This window comes from Streptomyces nodosus (genome assembly GCF_008704995.1).
In the GTDB taxonomy this organism is placed as follows: Bacteria; Actinomycetota; Actinomycetes; order Streptomycetales; family Streptomycetaceae; genus Streptomyces; species Streptomyces nodosus.
In genome coordinates this window covers 6,108,578-6,133,548 of record NZ_CP023747.1, presented here as the reverse complement: position 1 = coordinate 6,133,548, position 24,971 = coordinate 6,108,578, and the positions used below count along the sequence as shown (strand labels likewise).

16 protein-coding genes are annotated in these 24,971 nt (G+C 71.0%); 8 read left to right on the top strand and 8 right to left on the bottom strand.

The window, feature by feature from the left end; all coding sequences use genetic code 11:
• Positions 1 to 19: 19 nt before the first annotated feature.
• The 4 genes from CP978_RS27470 (at position 20) to CP978_RS27455 (ending at position 5,918) form a co-directional block, all read left to right on the top strand.
• Positions 20 to 1,171: an endonuclease/exonuclease/phosphatase family protein gene (locus CP978_RS27470; protein WP_079162340.1), complete on the top strand. Its 1,152-nt coding sequence runs from the start codon at positions 20 to 22 to the stop codon at positions 1,169 to 1,171.
• A gap of 194 nt (positions 1,172 to 1,365) precedes the next feature.
• Positions 1,366 to 2,865 carry an MFS transporter gene (locus tag CP978_RS27465; protein WP_150478319.1) on the top strand — a complete coding sequence of 500 codons (1,500 nt, stop codon included), beginning with the start codon at positions 1,366 to 1,368 and terminating at the stop codon, positions 2,863 to 2,865.
• 276 nt (positions 2,866 to 3,141) lie between these two features.
• Positions 3,142 to 4,968 (top strand): AMP-dependent synthetase/ligase, encoded by a 1,827-nt coding sequence (locus CP978_RS27460; RefSeq protein ID WP_043445181.1) that lies wholly within the window; start codon positions 3,142 to 3,144, stop codon positions 4,966 to 4,968.
• A 113-nt stretch (positions 4,969 to 5,081) separates the two neighbouring features.
• Positions 5,082 to 5,918, top strand: coding sequence for an aldo/keto reductase (locus CP978_RS27455; protein ID WP_043445179.1), 837 nt, complete (start codon positions 5,082 to 5,084; stop codon positions 5,916 to 5,918).
• Between the two features lie 240 nt (positions 5,919 to 6,158).
• Here CP978_RS27455 and CP978_RS27450 read toward each other — a convergent pair whose 3' ends face one another.
• The 3 genes from CP978_RS27450 to CP978_RS27440 form a co-directional block, all read right to left on the bottom strand.
• Positions 6,159 to 7,091, bottom strand: coding sequence for a class I SAM-dependent methyltransferase (locus tag CP978_RS27450; RefSeq protein ID WP_043445177.1), 933 nt, complete (start codon positions 7,089 to 7,091; stop codon positions 6,159 to 6,161).
• A gap of 190 nt (positions 7,092 to 7,281) precedes the next feature.
• Positions 7,282 to 9,030 (bottom strand): glycoside hydrolase family 6 protein, encoded by a 1,749-nt coding sequence (locus CP978_RS27445; RefSeq protein WP_043445175.1) that lies wholly within the window; start codon positions 9,028 to 9,030, stop codon positions 7,282 to 7,284.
• A 49-nt stretch (positions 9,031 to 9,079) separates the two neighbouring features.
• Positions 9,080 to 10,567 carry a cellulase family glycosylhydrolase gene (locus tag CP978_RS27440; protein ID WP_079162339.1) on the bottom strand — a complete coding sequence of 496 codons (1,488 nt, stop codon included), beginning with the start codon at positions 10,565 to 10,567 and terminating at the stop codon, positions 9,080 to 9,082.
• Between the two features lie 265 nt (positions 10,568 to 10,832).
• Between CP978_RS27440 and CP978_RS27435 the strand changes: the two genes are divergently transcribed.
• Entirely contained in the window at positions 10,833 to 13,748 is a 2,916-nt protein-coding gene (locus CP978_RS27435) for a glycoside hydrolase family 48 protein (RefSeq protein WP_043445173.1), read from the top strand.
• A gap of 92 nt (positions 13,749 to 13,840) precedes the next feature.
• On the top strand, positions 13,841 to 16,549 hold the full coding sequence (locus tag CP978_RS27430; protein WP_043445171.1) for a cellulose binding domain-containing protein: 2,709 nt from the start codon (positions 13,841 to 13,843) through the stop codon (positions 16,547 to 16,549).
• 247 nt (positions 16,550 to 16,796) lie between these two features.
• On the opposite strand, the gene CP978_RS27420 is transcribed toward CP978_RS27430, so the two are convergent.
• Both CP978_RS27420 and CP978_RS27415 read right to left on the bottom strand, forming a co-directional pair.
• Complete coding sequence (locus tag CP978_RS27420; protein ID WP_043445169.1) at positions 16,797 to 17,537, bottom strand: class I SAM-dependent methyltransferase; 741 nt, start codon at positions 17,535 to 17,537, stop codon at positions 16,797 to 16,799.
• Positions 17,538 to 17,549: 12 nt separating this feature from the next.
• The gene (locus CP978_RS27415) at positions 17,550 to 17,855 is read right to left on the bottom strand and encodes a 4a-hydroxytetrahydrobiopterin dehydratase (protein ID WP_043445167.1); all 306 of its coding nucleotides are present in this window, start codon (positions 17,853 to 17,855) and stop codon (positions 17,550 to 17,552) included.
• Positions 17,856 to 17,992: 137 nt separating this feature from the next.
• Here CP978_RS27415 and CP978_RS27410 point away from each other — a divergent pair, with 137 nt between their 5' ends.
• Both CP978_RS27410 and CP978_RS27405 read left to right on the top strand, forming a co-directional pair.
• On the top strand, positions 17,993 to 18,817 hold the full coding sequence (locus tag CP978_RS27410) for a helix-turn-helix domain-containing protein (protein ID WP_043445165.1): 825 nt from the start codon (positions 17,993 to 17,995) through the stop codon (positions 18,815 to 18,817).
• Between the two features lie 83 nt (positions 18,818 to 18,900).
• Positions 18,901 to 19,764, top strand: a complete 864-nt coding sequence (locus CP978_RS27405; protein ID WP_079162338.1) for a helix-turn-helix domain-containing protein — start codon at positions 18,901 to 18,903, stop codon at positions 19,762 to 19,764.
• A 91-nt stretch (positions 19,765 to 19,855) separates the two neighbouring features.
• Here the strand turns inward: CP978_RS27405 and dnaK are convergent, their stop codons facing one another.
• The 3 genes from dnaK to CP978_RS27390 all read right to left on the bottom strand — a co-directional run bounded on the left by dnaK (position 19,856) and on the right by CP978_RS27390 (position 24,596).
• Entirely contained in the window at positions 19,856 to 21,733 is a 1,878-nt protein-coding gene (gene dnaK, locus CP978_RS27400; protein WP_043445162.1) for a molecular chaperone DnaK, read from the bottom strand.
• A 177-nt stretch (positions 21,734 to 21,910) separates the two neighbouring features.
• Positions 21,911 to 22,336: an OsmC family protein gene (locus CP978_RS27395; RefSeq protein WP_043445160.1), complete on the bottom strand. Its 426-nt coding sequence runs from the start codon at positions 22,334 to 22,336 to the stop codon at positions 21,911 to 21,913.
• A 106-nt stretch (positions 22,337 to 22,442) separates the two neighbouring features.
• The gene (locus CP978_RS27390) at positions 22,443 to 24,596 is read right to left on the bottom strand and encodes a phage holin family protein (RefSeq protein ID WP_227745469.1); all 2,154 of its coding nucleotides are present in this window, start codon (positions 24,594 to 24,596) and stop codon (positions 22,443 to 22,445) included.
• Between the last annotated feature and the right edge of the window lie 375 nt (positions 24,597 to 24,971).

Genomic DNA, 24,971 nt, shown 5'->3' with positions numbered 1-24,971 from the left:
ACCGCCTTGACTGGCGAGTATGACTCAAGCCCCACCACCGCCGGCACGGACGACGCCCCGCCGCATCCACCGGCTCCTACCGGCACGGACGACGACCCGGGCGGACACGGCGGAGACCGCGCAGGGCGGCACCGGCCCCCATGACATCGGCTCCGGTTCCTGGCGCGCGGGCGTCCGGCGGGTGATCACGATCGGCTCCCGGCCCGGGCCGTGGAAGCGCGGCCCGGTGCTCGCGGCGCTGGCGCTGCTGCTGGGCCTGATCATGCTGGGGCACGCGGAGATCCCGAACCGGATCGGGAACCTCGGCAGCCTCACGGAGACCCTGCTGCCGTGGTTCGGCCTGTTCGTCCCGGTGCTGCTGGCCGGGGCACTGTGGCGCCGCTCCGCCTCCGCGGTGGTCGCGCTGCTGCTGCCGGCCGTGGTGTGGCTGAACATCTTCGGCGGGCTGCTCGGCGACAAGTCCCACCCGGGCGGCGACCTCACCGTGGCCAGCCACAACGTCAGTGCCGACAACCCCGACCCGGCCGGCACCGCCCGTGACCTGGCCGCCTCCGGCGCGGACCTGCTGGCCCTGGAGGAGATCACCGCGCAGGCGAAGCCGCTGTACGAGAGGGAACTGGCGAAGGCGTACCCGTACCACACGGTGCTGGGGACGGTCGGGCTCTGGAGCAGGCTGCCGCTGTCGGACACCCGGCCGGTCGACATCGAGATGGACTACGGGCCGCTGGGGGACACCAAGCCGGCCGAGGTCAAGTTGACCTACAACCGGGCGCTGCGCACCACGGTGGCCACCGACCGGGGTCCGCTGGCGGTGTATGTGGCTCATCTGGGCTCCGCGCGGGTGAATCCCCGGGCGGGCTTCTGGACGGCGTCACGGGACAGGGGCGCCCAGGCACTCGGCACGGCCCTCGCCGCCGAGCGCACCGAGCGGGTGGTGCTGCTCGGCGATCTGAACGGCACCATGGACGACCGCGCGTTCAGCGGCATCACCGCGCGGCTGCACTCGGCCCAGGAGGTGGCCGGCAGCGGCTTCGGCTTCAGCTGGCCGGCGGCGTTCCCGATGGTGCGGATCGACCAGATCCTGGTCCGCGGGGTGAAGCCGGAGAGCTCATGGGTGCTGCCGGCCACGGGCAGCGACCACCTGCCGGTGGCGGCCCGGCTCAGCTGGTGACCACCGTGTGTCCGGCCGCCCGGCCCGCCGGAGGTGGCCCGAGCCACTGACGGGCCCGAGCCCCGCGCCGACGCGTCGCGCGCCTGTTCCGTCGGATCCCGCACCCATGAGGGCGGTTACCGCCGAGTTCGGTGGGCGGAGGTCGTCGTACGGGGGAGGACGCACCCATCGCACAGGAGAGTGGGGACGACGACATGCGCTCATGGGTGCCGCTCATCGCGGTCTGTCTGGGAACGTTCATGCTGCTGCTGGACGTGACGATCGCCATCGTCGCGCTGCCCGACATGGCACGGGCGCTGCACGCGTCGCTCAGCGATCTGCAATGGGTGATGGACGGATATGCGCTGGCCCTGGCCGCGCTGCTGCTCGGCGCCGGGGCCGCGGCGGACGTGCTGGGCCACCGCAGGGTGCAGATCACCGGTGTGGTGGTGTTCGCCCTCGCCTCGCTGCTGTGCGGCCTGTCCACGGGGCCCGGGATGCTGGTGGCCGCCCGTGGGCTGCAGGGGGCGGGCGCGGCGGCGATGTTCGCGACGACACTGCCGCTGCTGGGCACGGTCTACCAGGGCAAGCAGCGGTCCACGGCACTCGGGGTGTGGGGCGCGATCAGCGGTGCCGCGGCCGCGGTGGGGCCGGTCCTCGGGGGGCTGCTCACCGACGGGCCCGGCTGGCGGTGGATCTTCTTCGTGAATCTTCCGGTGAGTGTCCTCGCGGTGGTGCTGACGCTGCGGGTGGTGCCGGAGTCCCGCCCGGTCGCACGGGAGGGTTCACGGGCCAGGGTCGATGTCGTGGGCCTGGTGGCCTTCGCGGTCTGCGCGGGCGGGGTGACCTACGGGGCGGTGCGGGCCGGCGACCACGGCTGGTCCGAGCCGGGGACGCTGGCCTCCTTCACGGTGGCGCTGATGGCGCTCGGGGTGTTTCTGGCGGTCGAACGGCGCGTCGCTCATCCGCTGATCGACCTGAGCATGTTCCGCAGGCCCGCCTTCCTCGGGGTGATGGTGGGCGCCCTGGCCTTCAACGCGGCGGCGTTCGGCATGTCGCCCTATACCTCGATCTGGTTGCAGACGCTGCTCGGCATGAGCCCGGTGCGCGCCGGGCTGGTCCTGCTGTGGCTGTCGGCGGCCTCGTTCGTCGTCGCGGGGATCGGCGGCCGGCTGCTGCACGGGGTGCCGTCGCGGATCCCGATCGGCGGCGGGCTGCTGCTGATCGGGGTCGGCTGCTTCTGCCAGGCGGTGCTCGACGCGGGTTCGACGGCGAGCACCCTGGTGCCGGGTCTGGTGCTGGTGGGCATCGGTACGGGTCTGGTGTCGCCCGCCATCGCGGGGGCCGCGCTGGCCGTGGCGCCCAGGGAGCGGGCGGGGATGGCGGGCGGCGCGGTCAACACCTTCCGCCAGCTGGGCTATGCGCTGGGCATCGCCGTCTTCGGGACGGTGCTCACCTCCCGGATGCGGGACGCCCTCCCACCCGGCGCGGCGCACGCCCTCGCGGGCGGCGGGGCGCCGGCGCTGCGCGCGTCGCTGCCGGAGCACACCCTGCGGTCCGCCTTCGCCGCCGGGCTCGACGCGGCGCTGCTGACGGCCGGCGGGGTGGCCGTGGTCGCGGGGGCGGCGGTGCTGGCCCTGGTACGGACGCCGCGGGCCACCCCGGCACCGACGGCGGCCGAGGCGCAGCAGGAAGCGGCGGTGCGGCAGGGCTGAACGGCCGGGGCGGCCGTCTTCCCGCGCGCCCGCGGCGGCGGGACACGCGGAGCGTCCGCCGTTTCGTACAGATTCCATGGAGATTGCGAGCCGGGCGTGGGCATGAACGTGGGGGATTCCGGCCACACCTGCCCGTCATGGGCGTTCCATGCCGGTATTTTCCCTGGCCGGTCGGTGTCGGTGCCGGGGAGCCCGGGTTTGCGCCCCCTCCCGCCCGGTCGTGCGGTGGGGTAGCTTTCACGGCGCTGTGCCGAGCGTCACACGGAGGAGCGGGGATTGCGCGAGTTCACCAACCCTCCCCTGGAGTCGGAGCCGCTGGTGGGCGGGCTGGCCGATGTCGTCTTCGAGTACGCCCGGGCGGATCCCCGCCGGGTCGCCCTCGGCCGCAGGGACGGTGAGGGCCGCTGGCGCGAGGTGACCGCCGCCGAGTTCCGTGACGAGGTCCTCGCTCTCGCCAAGGGCCTGCTGGTGCAGGGCGTCCGGTTCGGGGACCGGGTCGCGATCATGTGCCGTACCCGCTACGAGTGGACGCTCTTCGACTACGCGCTCTGGACGATCGGCGCCCAGGTCGTGCCCGTCTACCCCACCTCGTCCGCCGAGCAGGTCGGCTGGATCCTGCACGACGCCCGGGTGACGGCCGCGATGGTGGAGCACGAGGACCATGCGATGACCATCGCCACGGTCATCGACCGGCTGCCCGGACTGCGCCGGCTGTGGCAGCTCGACGCGGGCGCCGTGCGGGAGCTGTTCGACGCCGGCACGCAACTCGAGGACGAGGTGGTGCACCGGCACCGGCAGGCGGTCACCCCGGACTCGACGGCGACGGTCATCTACACCTCCGGCACCACCGGCCGCCCCAAGGGATGCGTCATCTCGCACGGCAACTTCATGTTCGAGGCCGACACGGTCATCGAGCGCTGGAAGCCGGTCTTCCGCTCCCGGCGGGGCGAGGAGGCGGCCACCCTGCTGTTCCTTCCGCTGGCCCATGTCTTCGGACGGATGGTGCAGATCGCGGCCGTCCGCGGACAGGTCAGATTCGGTCATCAGCCCCAGCTGAACGCGGCGGCGCTGCTGCCCGACCTGGCCGCGTTCCGGCCGACGTTCGTCCTCGCCGTGCCCTATGTCTTCGAGAAGGTGTTCCGGGCGGCCCGGCGCAAGGCCGAGAAGGAGGGCCGCTCGGGCGCCTTCGAGAAGGCGGTCGAGGTGGCCGTCGGCTATGCGGAGGCGATGGAGACCAAGGCCTGGGGCCTCGGCCCGGGTCCCTCACCGGGGCTGCGCATGCAGCACCAGTTCTTCGACAAGGTGGTGTACTCCAGGATCCGGGACGCGATGGGCGGCCGGGTGCGGCACGCGATGTCCGGCGGCTCGGCGATGGACCGCCGGCTCGGACTGTTCTTCGCGGGCGCCGGCATACGGATCTACGAGGGCTACGGGCTCACCGAGTCGACGGCCGCCGCCACCGCCAATCCGCCGGGGCGCACCCGGTACGGCTCGGTCGGGCAGGCCATCCCGGGCACCACGGTGCGCATCGCGGACGACGGGGAGGTGTGGCTGCGCGGCGGCCATGTCTTCCAGGGGTACCTCAACGATCCCGCGGCCACCGGGGAAGCCCTGCGCGACGGCTGGCTGGCCACCGGCGATCTGGGCTCCCTCGACGAGGACGGCTATCTCACCCTCACCGGGCGCAAGAAGGAGATCCTGGTGACCTCCGGCGGCAAGAGCGTCTCCCCCGCCCTGATCGAGGAGCGGGTACGGGAGCATCCGCTGGTCGCCCAGTGCATCGTCGTCGGCAACGACCGCCCCTATGTCTCCGCGCTGATCACCCTCGACCCCGAGGCGGTGCACCACTGGCTGCAGATGCGCGGCAGGCCCTCGCTGCCCCCGGCGCAGCTGGTGAGCGACCCCGAGCTGGAGAGCGAGGTGCGGCGTGCGGTGGTGGCCGCCAACACGCTGGTCTCCCAGGCCGAGTCGATCCGCACGTTCCGCGTCCTCGCCCGGCAGTTCACCGAGGAGCAGGGCCTGCTCACCCCGTCGCTGAAGCTGAAGCGCAGGGCGATCGAGCAGGCCTACGCCGACGAGGTGGAGGCGCTGTACCGGACCTGAGCGCGGCGCGGGACGGCGGGCGGGAGCGGGTTCGGGCAGGTGGGAGGGGGTGCATCGCGAGCCGTGATCGTTCAGGATGGGGGTAACACCTACGACTGAAGGATCGAGAGCTCGTGAGCACCAAGGTCCCCCCGACCATCCTGAACAACGGCGTCGAGATGCCCCAGCTGGGCTTCGGCGTCTGGCAGGTGCCGGACGCCGAGGCGGAGCGCGCCGTCGCCACCGCGCTGGAGGCCGGGTACCGCAGCATCGACACAGCGGCGATCTACGGCAACGAGGAGGGCGTCGGCAGGGCGGTGTCCGCCTCCGGCATCGCCCGTGAGGACCTCTTCATCACCACCAAGCTCTGGAACTCCGACCAGGGGTACGACTCCACGATGCGTGCCTTCGACGCCTCGCTGGAGAAGCTGGGCCTGGAGTATGTGGATCTGTATCTGATCCACTGGCCGGTGCCGTCCCGGGGTGATTTCGTCGAGACGTACCAGGCCTTCGAGAAGATCTACGCGGACGGCCGCGCCAAGGCGATCGGGGTCTCCAACTTCCTTCCGGAGCACCTGGAGACGCTGATCGCGCAGACGTCGGTGATCCCCGCGGTCAACCAGATCGAGCTGCACCCGCATCTCCAGCAGCTCGCCGCGCGGGAGTTCCACGCGGAGCAGGGCATCGCGACCGAGGCGTGGTCGCCGCTGGGCCAGGGCAAGGGCCTCCTGGAGGTTCCGGCGATCGTCGCCATCGGCCAGAAGCACAACCGCACCCCGGCCCAGATCGTGCTGCGCTGGCACATCCAGCTCGGCACCATCGTGATCCCGAAGTCCGTGACCCCGTCCCGGATCAAGGAGAACATCGAGGTCTTCGACTTCTCGCTGGACACCGAGGACATGGCGGCGATCAGCGCCCTCAACGAGGACCGCCGCATCGGCCCGGACCCGGCCACGTTCGACCCGAGCTGACCGCGGCCCGTCCGTACGCCCCCGCCCGCCCGGGTGGGGCCGACCGCCACGCCCGACGGCCCGGCCGCGTCCCCACGCGGCCGGGCCGCTCCCCTCACGGTCCGGAACGAAGGACCGGAGGGAAAGGGCGCGCCCGGTACGGCACCGGGGGCGGGCGTCCCTCGGTCGGCTGCCCGATCGGCCTTGCCGACCACGGCGGTCCGCCGAACGGGGCCGCGGGCCCGGCTCAGGGGGTCCGGCTCAGGGGGTCCGTACAGCCGTGTGCACCGTGTGCGCCTTCAGCACGAACACATCCCTCCTGCGGTGGACGCTCGCCGGGTCCTCGGGGTCGAGCAGCCGGGCGAGGGTGGCGCGGTCGTCGGCGTCGATCCCCTCGCCGATGACCTCATGGAGCCGGGTCAGGGAGGCGACGACATAGTCCCGCGCACGGTCGGTGACCGGGGCCGGCAGATCCAGCAGGAAGCTGCGGGTACCGGTGTGCGTCAGACCGGCAGCGTCCAGCAGCGCCGGCCAGTCCTCGGTCTCCGTCACGGCGCCGGGCAGTTCGGCACGCATCCGGGTGAACCACTCCGACTCCACCGCGTCGAGCCGCGCCTGCAGGCCCGGACGCCCGATGCCGATGTCCCTCGGCAGGAACCGCGCGGGCAGCCCGCCCTCCAGCAGGGCCAGGGTGCCGCCGGGCGCCAGCCGCGCGCCGAACGAGGCGAGTGCGGAGCGCTGGTCGCCCAGATGGTGCAGGCTGTTGCTGGCCCACAGCAGATCTGCCGGATAGTCCAACTCGTCGAGAGCACCGGGGAGTTCACCGGCGATCGTCCTGAAGCGGTCGGCGAGGCCGGCCCGGGCGGCCCGGGCGCGGGCCCGCTCGAGGAGGGGCTCGGAGCCGTCCACCGCGACGACCCGGGCGCCGGGGAACGTCTCGGCGAACAGACAGGAGACGACACCCGGACCGCTGCCGGTGTCGACGATCTGCCCGGGCTCCGGCACCGACTGCCCCAGCCAGGCCATGGCCTCCTGGTACAGGGGCGCGAACAGCTCCGCCTGGCTCTCCAGCATCGGGGCCATCACGGCCCAGTCGATATCGGTGTGGTCATGATGGTGGCCGTGCCGCCCGGGTTCCCCCTGCGGCCCGTGCCGGTGCTGCCGGTCGTGCTGGTCGTGTCGGTCCCGCGCCATGGTGATTCAGCCTCTCTTCCGGGTGCCGCCAGCCTGCGCCGACGCACCGGACGAGGGCCACTTCCGTTGCCGGGACGGCAAAAACCGGGCCGCCTCCGGGCACCGGGGGGCGACCCGGTGTCCGGAGGGACCCGTGCGTGATCAGCCCGGGGCCGGCCCGTCAGCGCCGGCCCCGGAGGATCGCCTCAGCTCATGACAGAGGCGGGTACGCGTTCTTCATCAGCTCCTGGAACTGGGCCGAGAACCAGTGACCGGAGACCGGGGCGTTCGCCAGCGCACCGGACGCGTTGTTGCCGTTGCGGGCGTTGCCGCCGTAGGTCGGGTCACACATGCGGTCGAAGCCCTTGCCCTCGTCGTTCGAGATGGCGGTGCTGGAGCCGTCGGACTCCCCCGGGGGCTTCATCCACACATAGGCGTCGATACCGGCGGCCGGTGCGGCCTTCGGGCGCTCACCGAGACCGGCACCCGACTGGTTGCACCAGTTACCCATGTGGATACGGCGGTCGTAACGCCCGCCGTCGACATAGGTGTCCACGTTGGTCTTGGCACCCGGACCGGCCGGACGGGCCGATCCGCCCCAGCCGTTCCTGGAGGTGTCGATCAGCATGCCGATGTTCGAGTTGAAGCCGACCGAGACCAGCTTCTGGCGGAAGGCCTGGGCGAACGACTGCTCGTCGACGTACTGGTTCCAGTCCACCCACTTGGACTGGCGCACCGAGGTGCCGTTCACGCTGTCGTTGATCGTGAAGTTGTTCTCCTTCAGCGCGCTGTAGTTGGCCGTGTTGGTGATGAAGCCGGCCACGTCGTTGACGGACGCGCCCTCGCTGGTGGCCGCCTGCTTGAAGATGTCGGCCGAGGCGCCGAAGTTGTCGTCCCAGCCGATCCAGCCGTGGTGCCCGGCGTCCACGTAGTTGTAGACGTTCGGGATCTTGCCCAGCTTGCCGAGCGCGTAGCCGACGCCCTTGATGTAGTTGCCGTTCGCCTTCATCGTGTCGCACTGAGGCGTGGCGGTCTCACGGCTGCCGGTGTTGGTGACCAGGTTCGGCAGCGAGTCGATCTCGATCGTGGTGACGATCCGCAGCGAGGAGTACTTGGCGTCGCCGAGGATGGCCGCGATCGGGTCGATGAACTGCGTCTTGTACTTGTCGATCTCGGTGGGGCCCAGCTCTCCGTTGGAGGCGAGGGCCGCGCAGTCACGTCCCGGCAGGTCGTAGACGACCACCTGGATGACCTCCTCGCCGGTGCCCTTCTGCTTCAGGGCCTCGTCGAGGTGGGCCCGCAGGCCCATGCCGCCGTTCACGCCGTTGATCGCGGCGATGCGGTCCAGCCAGACGCCGGTGGGCTGGTTGGAGACGCGGGAGCCGCCCGGCTCTGCGGCCGCGTTCTTCGACCACTCCGGGTTCACATACACCTTGGCGCCGACGTACGGGTTGTCGACGCGGCTGCCGTTGCCGCCGCCGGGGTTGCCGCCGCCCGGGTCACCGCCACCCGGGTCGCCGCCGCCGGGGTTGCCTCCGCCGTTGTCGACGTTGCAGGTGACGCCGTCGAGGGTGAAGGCGGCCGGGATCGCGTTGCTGCCGCTGTAGGTGCCCTGGAAGCCGAAGTTGACCGAGCCGCCCGTGGCCAGGTTGCCGTTGTAGGTCTCGTTGGCCGCGGTGACATTGGCACCGCTCTGGCTGATCTTGGCGTTCCAGCCGCTGGTGACCTTCTGGTTACCGGCGTACGTCCACTTCAGCGACCAGTTGGACTTGGCGGCACCGTTGTTGGTGACGGTGACATCGGCGGTGAAGCCGCTGTCCCACTGGTTCACCTTGTAGTCGACGGTACAGGGGACGGCTGCGGTGCCGACGCTCGACGACGGGGCGGCGGCGAGCGCCGTTCCCGACGCACCGGCGACCAGCGCCAGGGCAGCGAGTATCGCTGTTCTGGTACGACTCATGAGTGCGAGTTTCCTTCTCTCTTGCGGACGTTGTCCGTTTCGGGAGTGCTCATCCGTTCAGGGCGCGCAGATGATCACGCAGCCCCATGCCGTACGACGTGGGGGTTCCGTCGTAGTCGGAGATCAGGGACGGCCCGGAGGAGCAGTCCCAGGTGTTCCAGGTCCAGCCCAGGTAGGACAGGGACCGATCGTCGAACCACTTCATGACCTGGTCGACGAAACCGTGCGAGCAGGTGTTCTCACCGATCTCCCCGGCCACCAGCGGCACCGCGGCCGCCACCGGCGCGAGCGTGGAGTTCCAGCAGCTCTCGGTGGAACAGGTGTTGAAGTTGTAGACGTGGTACGAGGCGGCCAGATTGCCGGTCGGATCGCTGGGCCGGTAGGTCAGCCACTGGCTCATGTCGTTCGAGTAGGCGAGCCCGCCGGCCATGATCACGTTCTTGGCTCCGGCGCCGCGCACCGCGTCGACCAGGGACTGCATCCCGGCGACCCGGTACTCGATGCCGGGGCAGGTGCCGCCGTCCCGCCAGCACTGCCACGCCTGGGTGGTCGTGGAGGTGGCGCGGTCCGGATAGGGCTCGTTGAACAGGTCGAACACGACCGCCTGGTCGTCCTTGAAGGTACTGGCGACCGACGACCAGAACGAGGGGCTGTACTGGGCGTCCGGCATCGGCTTCTGGCAGGTGGCGTGCACATCGGAGCAGCCCGCGGAGTTCCCGGTGTACTGGCCGTAGGTCCAGTGCAGTTCGACGATCGGGGTCATCCCGTGCGCCTCGACCCTGGCCACCAGGTCCTTGATCGCGCCGATGTAGTTGGCGCCCGCGTACTGCGGCTTGATGTTGGACAGCCCCAGCCAGCACTCCTCGTTCAGCGGAATGCGGACCGTGTTGGCCTTCCAGTCGGCGATCGCCTTGATCGCCGCGTCGTCGACCGGACCGTCGAAGATGCCATAACCCTGCACACACATGAACTCGGCACCCGAACGGTTCACGCCGAGCAGCCTGCGCGAGCTGCCGCCGGCGTCCACCAGCTTGTTGCCCGAGACATGCAGTGCCGGAACCTTGCCGTCCGACGGTGGGTCGGTCGGCGGATCCGTCGGTGGGTCGGTCGGCGGCGTCGGCCCGGAATCCACGTTGCACGTCGTGCCGTTGAGCTTGAACGACGTGGGAGCGGCATTGTTCCCCGACCAGGAGCCGAGGAACCCGGCGCTGACACTCGCGCCCGTGGCCAGCGAACCGTTGTAGCTCTCATTGGTCGCGGTCACGGTCGCACCGGACTGCGACCACTTGGCGTTCCAGCCCTGTGTCACCTTCTGACCGTTCGCAAAGCCGAAGGTCAGACTCCAGGAACTCAGGGCCGCACTGTTGTTGGTGATCTGTACCGAGCCCTGGAAGCCGCTGTCCCACTGGTTGGTGACGGAGTACTCCACCGAGCAGACGGGCGCGGCGCCCGAGGCCGTGACGACCGGCGCGACCGCGGTGCCCACAAGGGCGACCGCGCCGGCCACGAGTAAAAGCGCGGAGCGAGGGGGGTGCATGAGCGAGTCCTTACAGCTCGGGCACGTCGTGACAGACGCGTCGACTGATGGAATCGCTCCCACTGGTGGCAATGAAGCTAGCGGCAAGTGACGGCAAAGGATAGAGGAGGTCGCCGACTTTCCTTCGGCGCGACACGTCGAATCTTTTCGACTCTTCAAACATCTTGACCGCCTCAACCCCCCTCCCCAATATGGGAGCGCTCCCACTGGTTCAAGGCTTGTTGCTCCTCCCCCACTTCTCCGAGCCGCAAGGAGGAACCAGCACATGGCTCCCAGACGGAGACGTCGCGCCGTGCGACGGCTCTTGACCGCCGTCACGGCGGCCCTCGCGCTCCCCCTCACGATGCTGGCCAACGGCACGACTCCCGCCCAGGCGGCGGCGGTCCAGTGCAGCGTGGACTACAAGACCAACGACTGGGGCTCCGGCTTCACCACGGATGTCACGATCACCAACCGTGGTACGGACACCCTCAACGGCTGGACCCTGACGTACGCCTACTCCGGCAACCAGACGCTCTCCAACGGCTGGAACGGCAGCTGGTCCCAGTCGGGCAAGAACATCACGGTGAAGAACGTCGACTGGAACGGAACGATCGCCGCCGGGGCCGCCGTCACCGCCGGCGCCCAGTTCAGTTACAGCGGCACGAACACCGCCCCGACGAGCTTCGCGGTCAACGGTACGACCTGTACGGGCGCGCATCAGCCGCCGATCGCCGTGCTGACCAGCCCCGCTCCGGGCGCGGTCTACAGCCAGGGTGAGGCGGTTCCGCTCGCCGCGACCGCGGCCGCCGCCGACAACGCGACGGTCAGCAAGGTCGAGTTCTACGACGACACCACTCTGCTGGGCACCGACACCAGTGCGCCCTTCACGCTCTCGGTCTCAAGCTTGACCGTGGGCAGTCATTCTCTGGTGGCCAAGGCGTACGACAGCCTGGGCGCGTCCGCCGCCTCGACCCCGGTCGGGATCACGGTCGCCTCCGGTCCCGCCGTGGTGGCCTCCCCGACCCAGCTCGGCGTCCAGCAGGGCAAGACCGGCACCTTCGGGGTGTCGCTGTCCAAGCAGCCGAGCTCCAATGTGACGGTGTCCGTGGCCCGCACGGCCGGCAACACCGGGCTGTCCGTGACCGGTGGGTCCTCGCTCACCTTCACGCCGTCCAACTGGAACACCGCGCAGACGGTGACCGTCACCGCCAACGCGACGGGGACCGGCTCCGCCACCTTCACCGCCTCCGCGACCGGCTATGCCAACGCCACGGTCACGGTGACGGAACTGGCGGCCTCCAAGGGGTACGACGCCCGTTTCCTGGACCTCTACGGGAAGATCACCAATCCGGCGAACGGCTACTTCTCGCCCGACGGCATCCCCTACCACTCGGTGGAGACGCTGATCGTGGAGGCACCCGACCACGGTCATGAGACCACGTCGGAGGCGTACAGCTATCTCATCTGGCTGCAGGCCATGTACGGCAAGGTGACGGGCGACTGGTCCAAGTTCAACGGCGCCTGGGGAACCATGGAGAAGTACATGATCCCCACCCACGCCGACCAGCCGACCAACTCCTTCTACACCGCTTCCAAGCCGGCGACCTACGCGCCGGAGCTGGACACGCCCAACGAGTACCCGGCGAAGCTCGACGGCAATGTGTCGGTGGGCTCCGACCCGATCGCGGGTGAGCTGAAGTCCGCGTACGGCACGGACGACATCTACGGGATGCACTGGATCGAGGACGTCGACAACACCTACGGCTACGGCAACACGCCCGGCGGCGGGTGCGAGGCCGGCCCGACGGCCAAGGGTCCGTCGTACATCAACACCTTCCAGCGCGGTGCCGAGGAGTCGGTCTGGGAGACCGTGCCGCAGCCGACCTGTGACGCCTTCAAGTACGGCGGCACCAACGGCTATCTGGACCTGTTCACCGGCGACTCCTCCTACGCCAAGCAGTGGAAGTTCACCGACGCCCCGGACGCCGACGCACGTGCCGTGCAGGCCGCGTACTGGGCCGATGTGTGGGCCAAGTCGCAGGGCAAGGGCAGCGATGTCTCGGCCACCGTGGCCAAGGCGGCCAAGATGGGCGACTATCTGCGCTACTCGATGTACGACAAGTACTTCAAGAAGATCGGTAACTGCACCAGTGTCTCCTGCCCGGCCGGCACCGGGAAGGACGCCTCGCACTATCTGCTCTCCTGGTACTACGCCTGGGGCGGCGCGACGGACTCCGCGGCGGGCTGGGCCTGGCGCATCGGCTCCAGCCACACCCACGGCGGCTACCAGAACCCGCTCGCCGCGTACGCGCTCAGCAGCTACGCCGATCTGAAGCCCAAGTCGGCGACGGGCAGCGCCGACTGGAGCACCTCGCTCAAGCGCCAGCTGGAGTTCTACCAGTGGCTGCAGTCGTCCGAGGGCGCCATCGCGGGCGGCGCGACCAACAGCTGGCAGGGCCGGTACGCCACCCCGCCGGCCGGCACGCCGACCTTCTACGGCATGTACTACGACTGGCAGCCCGTCTACCACGACCCGCCGTCGAACCAGTGGTTCGGCTTCCAGGCGTGGTCGATGGAGCGGGTCGCCGAGTACTACCAGCAGACCGGGGACGCCTCGGCGAAGAAGGTCCTCGACAAGTGGGTGAAGTGGGCGCTGTCCAAGACCACGGTCAACCCGGACGGCACCTTCCAGATCCCCTCGACCCTCCAGTGGTCGGGTCAGCCCGACACCTGGAACGCGTCCAGCCCCGGAGCCAACAACGGGCTGCATGTCACCGTCGCGGACTACACCAACGACGTGGGCGTGGCGGCCGCATACGCCAAGACGCTGACGTACTACGGCGCCAAGTCCGGTGACGCGGCGGCGAAGTCGACCGCCAAGGCACTGCTGGACGGCATGTGGAACAACGACCAGGACAGCCTCGGTATCGCCGTCCCGGAGACCCGCACCGACTACAGCCGCTTCGGCGACAAGGTGTACGTCCCGAACGGCTGGAGCGGCAAGATGCCGAACGGCGACACGATCAACTCGTCGTCGACCTTCTCCTCGCTGAGGTCCTTCTACAAGAACGACCCCGCCTGGTCGAAGATCCAGAGCTATCTCGCGGGCGGCGCCGCGCCCACGTTCACGTACCACCGGTTCTGGGCCCAGGCGGACATCGCCCTCGCCATGGGCTCGTACGCGGAGCTCCTCGAATAAGTCCCCGCTAAGGCTTCGCGTACCGCGCCGGGCGGTCCTCACCCGCACAGAGGGCCGCCCGGTCGTCGTGTCCGAGACGAGAGGACCCCACCGTGCGAAGAACTCCCCGCAAGGGCCGTGTCCTCACGGCCGTACTCGCGCTGGCAGCGGGCCTGCTGTCCGGCGCCCCCTCCGCGCTCGCCGTGGACACCCCCCGGACGGTGGCCGCCGCAGAGGCCTACACCTGGCAGAACGCCCGTATCGACGGCGGCGGCTTCGTGCCCGGCATCGTCTTCAACCGCTCCGAGAAGAACCTCGCCTATGCCCGCACCGACATCGGCGGCGCCTACCGCTGGCAGCAGTCCACCAAGTCCTGGACCCCGCTGCTCGACTCGGTCGGCTGGGACGACTGGGGGCACACCGGAGTCGTCAGCCTCGCCAGCGACTCCGTCGACCCCGACAAGGTGTACGCGGCCGTCGGCACCTACACCAACGACTGGGACCCGGGCAACGGGGCCGTGCTGAGGTCCTCCGACCGGGGCGCGACCTGGCAGAAGGCCGGACTGCCGTTCAAGCTGGGCGGGAACATGCCGGGGCGCGGCATGGGCGAGCGGCTGGCGATCGACCCCCACAAGGACAGCGTGCTCTATCTGGGCGCGCCCAGCGGAAAGGGCCTGTGGCGCTCGACCGACTCCGGGGCGACCTGGTCCCAGGTCGGCACCTTCCCCAATGCCGGCACCTATGTGCAGGACCCGGGCGACACCAGCGGATACGCCAGTGACAACCAGGGCATCGTCTGGGTCACCTTCGACGAGTCCACCGGCACCGCGGGCAGCGCCACCAAGACGATCTACGTCGGGGTCGCCGACCAGGACAACGCGGTCTACCGCTCCACGGACGCGGGCGCGACCTGGTCCCGGCTGGCCGGGCAGCCCACCGGCCGACTCGCCCACAAGGGCGTGCTGGACGCCGAGAACGGCTATCTCTACCTCGCCTACAGCGACAAGGGCGGGCCGTACGACGGCGACAAGGGCCGGCTTCTGCGGTACGCGACCAGGACCGGCACCTGGACCGACATCAGCCCGGTCGCGGAGGCCGACACCTACTACGGCTTCAGCGGGCTGACGATCGACCGGCGGCATCCGGGCACGGTGATGGCGACCGCGTACAGCTCCTGGTGGCCGGACACCCAGATCTTCCGCTCCACCGACAGCGGCGCCACCTGGACACAGGCCTGGGACTACACCTCGTACCCGAACCGCTCGAACCGCTACACCATCGATGTCTCGTCCTCGCCCTGGCTGACCTTCGGCGCCGACCCGGCACCGCCGGAACAGACCCCGAAACTCGGCTGGATGACCGAGTCGCTGGAGATCGACCCCTTCGACTCGGACCGGATGATGTACGGGACGGGCGCGACCGTCTACGGCACCGAGAACCTGACGAACTGGGACAGCGGGAGCCGGTTCGCCGTCAAGCCCATGGTGCGGGGCCTGGAGGAGACCTCGGTCAACGACCTCGCCGCTCCCCCGTCCGGCGGGGCCCGGCTCTTCAGCGCGCTCGGCGACATCGGCGGGTTCCGGCACACGGACCTCACCCAGGTCCCGTCGATGATGTACACCTCCCCGGTCTTCACCACGACCACCAGCCTGGACTTCGCCGAGAGCGACCCCGACACCGTGGTGCGGGTGGGCGACGCGGACGCGGCGCCGCACATCGCGTTCTCGACGGACAACGGCGCCCACTGGTTCGGCGGCACCGATCCCTCGGGCGTCAGCGGCGGCGGCACGGTCGCGGCGGCCTCCGACGGCAGCCGGTTCGTATGGAGTCCGGCGGGCACCGGGGTGCGGTACACCGCCGGCTTCGGCTCGTCCTGGTCGACGGCGGGCGGCATCCCCGCGGGGGCTCTCGTGGAGTCGGACCGGGTGGACCCCAAGACCTTCTACGGCTTCAAGTCCGGGAAGCTCTACGTCAGTTCGGACGGCGGCGCGACCTTCACCGCCTCTACGGCGACCGGTCTGCCGAGCGGGGACAGCGTCCGTTTCAAGGCACTTCCCGGCGCCAAGGGCGACCTCTGGCTGGCGGGCGGCACGGACGACGGCGCCTACGGTCTGTGGCACTCGACGAACGGCGGCGCCTCCTTCACCAAGCTGTCCACGGTGCAGCAGGCCGACACCATCGGCTTCGGCAAGGCGGCACCGGGAGCCTCGTACCAGACGCTCTACACCAGCGCGAAGATCGGCGGCGTACGGGGGATCTTCCGCTCCACGGACCAGGGCGCGAGCTGGACGCGCATCAACGACGACTCCCATCAGTGGGGCTGGACCGGCGCGGCGATCACCGGTGATCCACGGGTGTACGGGCGGGTCTATGTGTCCACCAACGGGCGGGGGGTCGTCTACGGCGACACCTCCGCCCCGGGCGGCGGTGGGGACACCGGCGGCGGCGACACGGGAGGCGGGGGCTCCGACGGCGGAGGCGGCACCGATCCGACGCCCTCGGGCGCCTGCGCCGTCACCTACACCGTCACCAACCAGTGGCCGGGCGGCTTCCAGGCCGATGTACAGCTCACCAACACCGGCTCCACCGCGTGGAACGGCTGGTCGCTCGGCTGGTCCTTCGCGAACGGCCAGAAGGTCGGCCAGCTGTGGAACGCCGACTACACCCAGTCGGGCACCACGGTGACGGCGAAGAACCTGAGCTGGAACGCCGGTGTCACGGCGGGCTCGTCCGTGGGCTTCGGGTTCACGGGGAGCTGGTCGGGGGCGAACACCCGGCCGGCGGCGTTCGAACTCGGCGGTCGCAGCTGCACGGTGCGCTGAGGCGAACTAAGAGGTCGCGCGGATAGATGGGGCGGCGTCGCGGGGCCGGGCACGCACATCTGCGGCGTTGTCGTCAATCACCATGGCTCCGCCATGCCTCAATCCTCCGCCTTGCAACTGCACGCACCCGGCCCCGCTCCTTCCTCCACCCCACCTATCCGCGCGACCTCTAAGCGGGGAGTATGCCGTGCTCGGCACACTCCCCGCCCGCTTCACGGGGGGGGGCGCCACGGGCCGTACGGGCCGCTCAGCCCTTGCGGTAGGCCCGGACGGTGAACTCCGGGTCGGGGCGCGGGCGGTCCTGGTCGGGCAGTCGCCTCAGCCGTGCGGCGATCCGCTCCCCGAGCGGGCTGTCGGGGGCCACCGTGGTGAACCAGCCGCGCCGCAGGTCCGCCAGGACGGTACGAGGGGTGCGCCCCTGGCCCACCCCGGGGAAGCGGGCCCGCCCGGCCGGCAGCAGACCGCAGGCCGCCGCGTGCGCGGTGACCGCCTCCGTACCGTCGGCGGCGGGGCGGCGCGGACGGTCGGCGACCACGCGGTCGATGTCGCTGCCCACATCATGGGCGTCGGCCTTGTCGACGGTGGTGACACAGACCCCGCCCGGCCGCAGCACCCGGGCGCACTCACCGAGCACCGCCCGCACCTGCTCGGGCCCGTCGAGGAGATGGAGCAGCCATACGCTGGTGACGGCGTCGAACGTCGCGTCCGGGAACGGCAGTCGGCGGCTGTCGGCGAGGAGCACGGCGCCCGGCATCCGTCCGGCGGCCCGGCGGGCCATCCCGTACGCCAGATCCACGCCGGTCACCCGCAGTCCGGGGCGTCCTGCCGCGAGCCGCCGGGTCACGATCCCGGTGCCGCAGGCCATGTCGAGCAGTCGGCCGGCGTCCTCGGGGATCAGCCGGAGCAGGGCCTCGGCCGCCGCCGCGGCCCGGGGTTCGCCGCCGCGCAGGGCGTCGTACCGCTCGGCCTCCCGGTCGTAGTCGAGCATGCCCGGCTCCCCTCAGTGGGCGCCGTGCCCGGGCGCCAGCTCCTCCACCCGGTGCGCGAGCGCGAAGTCCAGCTCGGTGACCGCACCGCCCACGCTGTGGGTGTTCACGGTGAGGGAGACGCTGTGGTAGCCGAGGGTGAGATCCGAGTGGTGGTCCAGCTCCTCCTGCACCTGGGCGATGTGCAGCACCATCGCGGCGGCCGCGAAGTGCGAGCCGAGCCGGTAGGAACGGGCGATCCGGTCACCCTCCAGCGACCAGCCGGGCAGCTCCGCGAGCCGGTCCTCGATCTCCTTCTGCGACAGCGGTTCGACGGCCATGGCCCGGCTCCTTCCGGTACGACACGGGTTCGCCCCACCCTGTCACATCCCCTCCCCGCGCCGCCGTACGCACGGCCGTCCCCCTTTCGCCCTCCGCTCCGGCCGTCCGCGTGCCGCTGCTCGGCTACGGTCGCCCCATGACCTCTGTCGCGTCCGGCCCCCGCGCCTCCTCGTCCGCGCCCTCCGACCGGGGTGCCGGCCCGCTGCTGCGCGGCTGGCGGGAGCGCAGGCGGGTCAGCCAGCTGGAGCTGGCGCTGCGGGCCGGTTCCTCGGCCCGGCACATCAGCTTCGTGGAGACGGGCCGCTCACGGCCCAGCGAGGAGATGATCCTGCGGCTCGCCGAGCATCTTCAGGTGCCGGTGCGGGAGCGCAACGCCCTGCTGCTGGCGGCCGGGTACGCGCCGCGCTATCCGAGGACGCCGCTGGACGACCCGTCGATGGACGCGCTGCGCACGGGGGTACAGCGGCTGCTCCAAGGCTATGAACCGTATCCGGCGCTGGTGGTCGACGCGACCTATGACGTGGTGGCGGCGAACCGGGGCATCACCATGCTCCTGGAGGGCGTCCCGGAGCGGCTGCTCGCCCCTCCCCTGAACGCGATGCGCCTCACCCTTCACCCCGAGGGCCTGGCACCGCGCATCCGCAATCTGCGCGCATGGCGGGGGCATCTGCTGGCCCAGATGGACCGTCAGATCGCCCTGGAGCGCTCACCGGAGCTGCGGGCGCTCCATGACGAGGTGGCCGGGTATCCGGTCCCGGAGCGTGACCCGGAACCCGAGCCGGACGAGCCCGCCCCCGCTTTCGCGCTCCCGCTGCTGATCGAGCACGACGGCCGGGTGCTGTCCTTCGTCTCGTCGATCGCCACCTTCAACACCCCGATGGATGTGACGGTCGCGGAGCTGGCGATCGAGACCTTCCTTCCCGCGGACCCGGCGACGGTGAAGTACCTTCACACTCGGTGACATCACTTCGTACCGAACCCGTGAGTCCCGGGCCCGGACGTGCCACACTGCTGCGATGTGCGGGCGCGCAGGGGAGGCGTGACGTGAGCGAGCGGCGGGCTGCCCCCACCGTGGGGCAAGTCGTACTCGGGCGGCGGTTGCAGGAGTTGAGGGAGGCCGCCGGGCTGAGGCGGGAGGAGGCCGCGCGGGCGCTGCGCGTCGCTCCGGCCACCGTGCGGCGGATGGAGACCGCCGAGGTCGCGTTGAAGATCCCGTATGTACTGATGCTGCTGACCACCTACGGGGTGTCCGACGAGGAGACGACCGCCTTCGTCCGGCTCGCCGAGGAGGCCAACCAGCCCGGCTGGTGGCAGCACTACCACGATGTCCTGCCCGACTGGTTCAGCCTGCATGTCAGTCTGGAGGGCGCCGCCCGCATCATCCGCTCCTACGAGCCGCACTTCGTGCCCGGGCTGCTGCAGACCGAGGACTACGCACGGGCGGTGCTCCAGGCCGGGACCGTGGGGCAGGCCCGGCCCCAGGACATCGAGCGGCATGTGGCGCTGCGCCTGGCCCGGCAGCAGCTGCTCACCCGGCCGGACGCGCCGCACTTCTGGGTGATCATGGACGAGACGGTGCTGCGCCGCCCGGTGAGCGTCCACTCCGAGGTGATGCGCGAGCAGCTCGACCGGCTGATCGAGGCCTCCGAGAACCCCGGCATCACCGTGCAGATCGCCGAGTTCGCCGCCGGTCCGCACCCGGGGACGCACACGCCGTTCGTCCTGTTCCGCTTCGGGGAGCCGGAGCTGCCCGACATGGTCTACAGCGAGTATCTGACCGGCGCCCTGTATCTGGACTCGCGCACCGAGGTGGCCCTGCATCTGGAGGTCCTGGACCTGATGTCCGCCAAGGCGGCGTCCGTCCGGCGCACCCGGGCGATTCTCGAGGAGACCCGCGACGCCTACTGATCCGGCCTGATCCGGCGCCGTGTCCCGGCCCGGTCCCTCAGGAGGGTCGGTACGGCGCCGGGGCCGTACGACGCCGGGGCCGCACCGGCGGTCAGGCCGTCCGGCCGCCCGGGCCGTCGTCGTCGACGATCTCCGCGTCCACGACCCCCTCGTCGTCGCCGCCCGAGCCCTCGCCGGCGGAAGGAGAGCCGCCGGCCGCGCTCCCGGCCGGCGTCTCCCGGGCCCGGGCGTACATGGCCTGGCCCATCCGCTGGCTGACACCGGTCAGTTTCTCGATCCCGGTCCGCAGCTCGGCCGTGGTGGCCTCCTCCTTCAGCAGGGCCTTCAGCTCGGCGGTCGCGGCCCTCACCTCGTCCCCGGTGTCCGCCGGGACGCGTTCCTCGTTCTCGCGCAGGAACTTCTCGCTCCGGTGGACGAGTTGCTCGGCCTGGTTGCGGACCTCCGCCGCCTCCCGGCGTTCCCGGTCCTGGTCCGCGTACTGCTCCGCGTCCCGCATCATCCGGTCGATCTCGTCCTCGGGCAGCGTCGAACGACCGGTCACCGTCATCTTCTGCTCCCGGCCCGTCCCCAGGTCCTTGGCGGAGACATGCATGATCCCGTCGGCGTCGATGTCGAAGGCCACCTCGATCTGCGGCACCCCGCGCGGCGCGGGCGGCAGCCCGGTCAGATCGAAGACGCCGAGCTTCTTGTTGTACGCCGCGATCTCCCGCTCGCCCTGGTAGACCTGGATGCCGACCGAGGGCTGGTTGTCCTCGGCGGTGGTGAAGATCTCCGAACGCCGGGTGGGAATCGTCGTGTTGCGTTCGATGAGCCTGGTCATGATGCCGCCCTTGGTCTCGATGCCCAGGGACAGCGGGGTCACATCGAGCAGCAGCACATCCTTGACGTCACCGCGGATGACACCGGCCTGGAGGGCCGCGCCGAGCGCCACCACCTCGTCCGGGTTGACGCCCTTGTGCGGGTCCTTGCCGGTGAGTTCCCTGACCAGATCGGTGACGGCGGGCATCCGGGTGGAGCCGCCGACGAGGACGACACGGTCGATCGCCGTGAGCTTGGCGCCCGCGTCCTTGACCGCCTGGTGGAAGGGGATGCGGCAGCGGTCCAGCAGATCGGCGGTCAGTTCCTGGAACTGGGCCCGGGTCAGTGTCTCCTCGAGGTGCAGGGGGCCGGCCGCTGAGGCGGTGATGTAGGGCAGATTGACGGTGGTCTCGGTGGCGCCGGACAGTTCGACCTTGGCCTTCTCGGCGCCCTCGCGCAGCCGTTGCAGCGCCATCTTGTCGACGCCGAGATCGATGCCGTACTGCCCCTTGAACCGCTTGACCAGGTGGTCGACGATCCGTTGGTCCCAGTCGTCCCCGCCGAGGCGGGTGTCGCCGTTGGTGGCCTTGACCTCGATCACCCCGTCGCCGATGTCCAGCAGGGAGACGTCGAAGGTGCCGCCGCCGAGGTCGAAGACGAGAACCGTCTGCTCCTCACCGCGGTCCAGTCCATAGGCGAGCGCCGCGGCCGTCGGCTCGTTGACGATCCTCAGGACGTTCAGACCGGCGATCTCCCCGGCCTCCTTGGTGGCCTGCCGCTGGGAGTCGTCGAAGTAGGCGGGCACGGTGATCACCGCGTCGGTGACGTCCTCCCCCAGATAGGCCTCCGCGTCCCGCTTCAGCTTCTGCAGCACCCGCGCGGACAGCTCCTGCGCCCGGTAGCGGGTGCCGTCCACGGAACCCGACGGGGGGAAGCGCCAGTTCACGTCGCCCATGTGCCGCTTGACCGAGCGCGCGGTGCGCTCGACGTTCGTCACCGCCTGGCGCTTGGCGACCTCGCCGACGAGCACCTCGCCGTTCTTGGCGAAGGCCACGACCGACGGAGTGGTCCGCGCGCCCTCGGCGTTGGCGACGACGGTGGGCTCACCCCCCTCCAGGACGGCCACCACCGAGTTCGTCGTACCGAGATCGATCCCGACCGCGCGTGCCATCGCTGTCCCCTTCCGTCAGGGCGCTTGCCACCGTCCATCACAAAATTTGAGTGGCCTCTTGTCAATGCCTCCCGCTCGACGGCGTATGGGTTCCGGCCCCGCGCCGCCCGTGAAAAAGGCGGTGCCGCGCCCCCTTCACGGAGGGCGCGGCACCGGTGCGGTACGCGGGTACGGGCGTCAGGCGAGCTTGGCCGTCAGCGTGATGGTCGTGCCGGACAGCGCCTGGCTGACCGGGCAGTTCTTCTTGGCGTCCTCGGCGGCGGCGGTGAAGGCCTCCTCGTCGAGGCCGGGAACGGTGCCCTCGACGGTGAGGTGGATGCCGGTGATGCCCTCACCGGGCTGGAAGGTGACGTCCGCCGAGGTGACGAGCTTGGTGGGAGGGGTGCCGGCTCCGCTCAGGCCGTGCGACAGCGCCATGGAGAAGCAGCTGGAGTGGGCGGCGGCGATCAGCTCCTCCGGGCTGGTCCTGCCGTTCGCCTGCTCGGCGCGCGACGGCCACGACACCGGCTGGTTTCCGATGCCGGAGGAGTCGAAGGTCACAACGCCGTTGCCCTGGAGCAGGTTGCCTTCCCAGACGGTGTGTGCGGTGCGCGTGGTTGCCACGGTTCTTCCTTTCGATGTGGTCCCGTTGCCGGGGTCCGTGACCCCTATCCGATCACACCCGGGTCCGACTCACCCATCGCACCGCGCCCTTGACGGCCCGCTCCGGTCAGGCCGCGCGTTCCTGCTCGTCCTCCGGCGCGGGCAGCGGCACCGGGTGGCCCCGGCACTCGTCCAGCCAGCGGCGGAAGACCCGGTGCAGCCGCTCGGCGCCGACGAGTTCGGCTCCTTCCTCGTCCGGGGCGGACAGGTCCACCGGCGACAGCAGGAACGGCCGCCCCTGGGCGCCGCCGAGTCCGCCGTGCGAGCCGATCTGCTCCTCGAACGCCAGGACTTCGCCGCCGACCGGGTCGTACCAGGAGTTGACCATGATGTCGGCGGTGTGCGGGAAGGAGTGGGTACGGCGTATGGCGTCGGCGGCGCCCGGGCCGAAACCGGCCAGCGGCCCGTCCCCGTCGGCGAGCAGGCCGAGCGGCACCTGCGCGCCGTCCGCCCCCAGCACCACCCCGTCGTGCTCCTGGCTGCGCACCAGGACGAAGCCGATGCCGGGATGCCCGGCCAGCGCCGGCAGCAGCGCGGGGTGGCGGCGGTCGATCTCCTCCTTGGTCATCCGGTGCGGCACATCGGGGAAGGAGACCAGTCCGAGGTTGCCGGAGGCGAGCACGACCGGTTCGGAGCGGCGCCGGGCGGCGCGGCGGGTCCCGGAGTGCTCCTCGACCGCGATGTGCTCCTCGATCTCGGCGTGCTCCTCGACCGGCCGGCGCAGCGCGACCCGTACCGCGGCACGTGCCTCGGTCCCGCTGTGGGTGCTCCCCCACTGCTCGACCCGGGCCAGGGCCCCCGCAGCCCTGCGCGGCACACCCAGCCCGCAGCCGGCCCGCACCAGATCGGCGAGGCCGAGGCCGTAGCGGGTGCGGAAGGTCTCCCCGGGGCTCTGGCCGTGGTCGGACAGTACGACGATCCGATAGGGGCGCGGGGCGTGTTCGGCGACCTGGGCGAGCAGCGCCAGCGAGCGGTCCAGCCGGCGCAGGACCTGCTCGGCGTCACCGCTGTGCGGGCCGGAGTGGTGGGCGACCTCGTCGTAGGCCACCAGGTCCGCATAGATCACATCGCGTCCGGCGAGCATGTCGCCGATCACCGCGGCGACCACCACGTCCCGTTCCACCACGGTGGCGAAGGCGCGCACCAGCGGGTAGAGGCCGCCGCGTTTGACCCGAGGCCGCCGCCGGGCGAGCCGGGCCCGGGTGGACTGGGCGATCTCGCGGCCCACCTCGGCGAGGAACGACAGGGCGGTGCGGACGGCGTTCGCGGGGTCGCTGAAGTACGCGAAGTACCCGGCCCGGGAGCGGTTCTCCCGGCCCCTGCGGACGGCGACCGACAGCACCAGGGCGACCTCGTCGGCGCCGCCGCTGAAGAGATTGCCGCGGCTGGCGCCCCCGTCCGCCAGGAGTCCGCCGTCACCGGTGCGTGCGACGGCCCTGCGCTGGAGTTCGGCGGCGCTGGAGGGCCGGTTGCTGACCATGACCTCGCGGCGGTCCTTCTCGTACCACCTGAAGGCCGGGACATCGTGGTTGGAGCCGTGCAGGATGCCCAGTTGGCTGGCGCCGGTCTGGCTGGACCAGTCGGTGCGCCAGGGGGTGAGCCGATGGCTGGGGCCGTGGTCGTCGCGAGGGCCGAGCCAGGAGGCGACGGTCGGCATCAGCCCCCGGTCGACGGCCGAGCGGAGCACCTCGTGCCCGACGCCGTCGAGCTGGAGGAACAGCACCGCCGGGGTGCGGGGCCCGGTTCGGTCGCGGGCGCGTCCGCGACGGCGGTCGGCGAGCCGGTGGAGCCGTCTGCGGTAGGCGTCGTCGTCCCGTACCGCGAGGGCGCCTCCGGTGGCGGAGGCGACGGCGGACATCACGGCGGCGACCACCACCGCGGTCTCGGGGGCGGCCTCGCCCCGCCCGGAGGGGTTGAGACGGAGGGCGACCAGCAGCAGCGAGCCGTTGAGGAAGAAGACCAGCAGCCCCAGCACCAGGGCGGGCACCAGCAGCATCAGCCGGACGAGCAGGGGCCACACCAGGGACGACAGCAGCCCGAAGACACCGGCGCCGACCGCGGCGGTGAGGGCGACCCGGGTGATGCTGTCACCGCCCGCGGACTCCAGCCGGAAGTCGGGGAGCAGCCCGGCAAGGAGAAGCATCGTCGCAGTGGACGCGGCCCACACGGCGATGCTCCGCCACACTCCGCTGATCAGTCTCCGCCAGCGCTCCTGAGCCACGCCCTGTTCACCTCACGTCCCTGCCGATGCGGTCCCCGGGGACCCGCCCCACCATGTCACAGCGGCCCGAAACTCCCGAAACGGCCCACGACGCGGCCTCCGTCGGCCGTCGGCACGCGGGCCACCGGCCCCCGGCCGCCGAACCCCGGCACACGGCCGCCGCGACAAGTCGGCAGCCGAGCTACGCACCGGCGGACACCGGCAGTGCGGCCCGCTGAACCGGCGAGAGCCGGGCCGGCCACCGGGTCGCGGGTCATCGGGCAAACCGCCCCGAAGCAACGGGCCATGGAGTCACCGGGCAACAGCAGCCGACGGGCCCACCCGGACGCCGGGCCCGCGCACCAGGCACCACACACCAGGCGAGCCGCCCCGAGC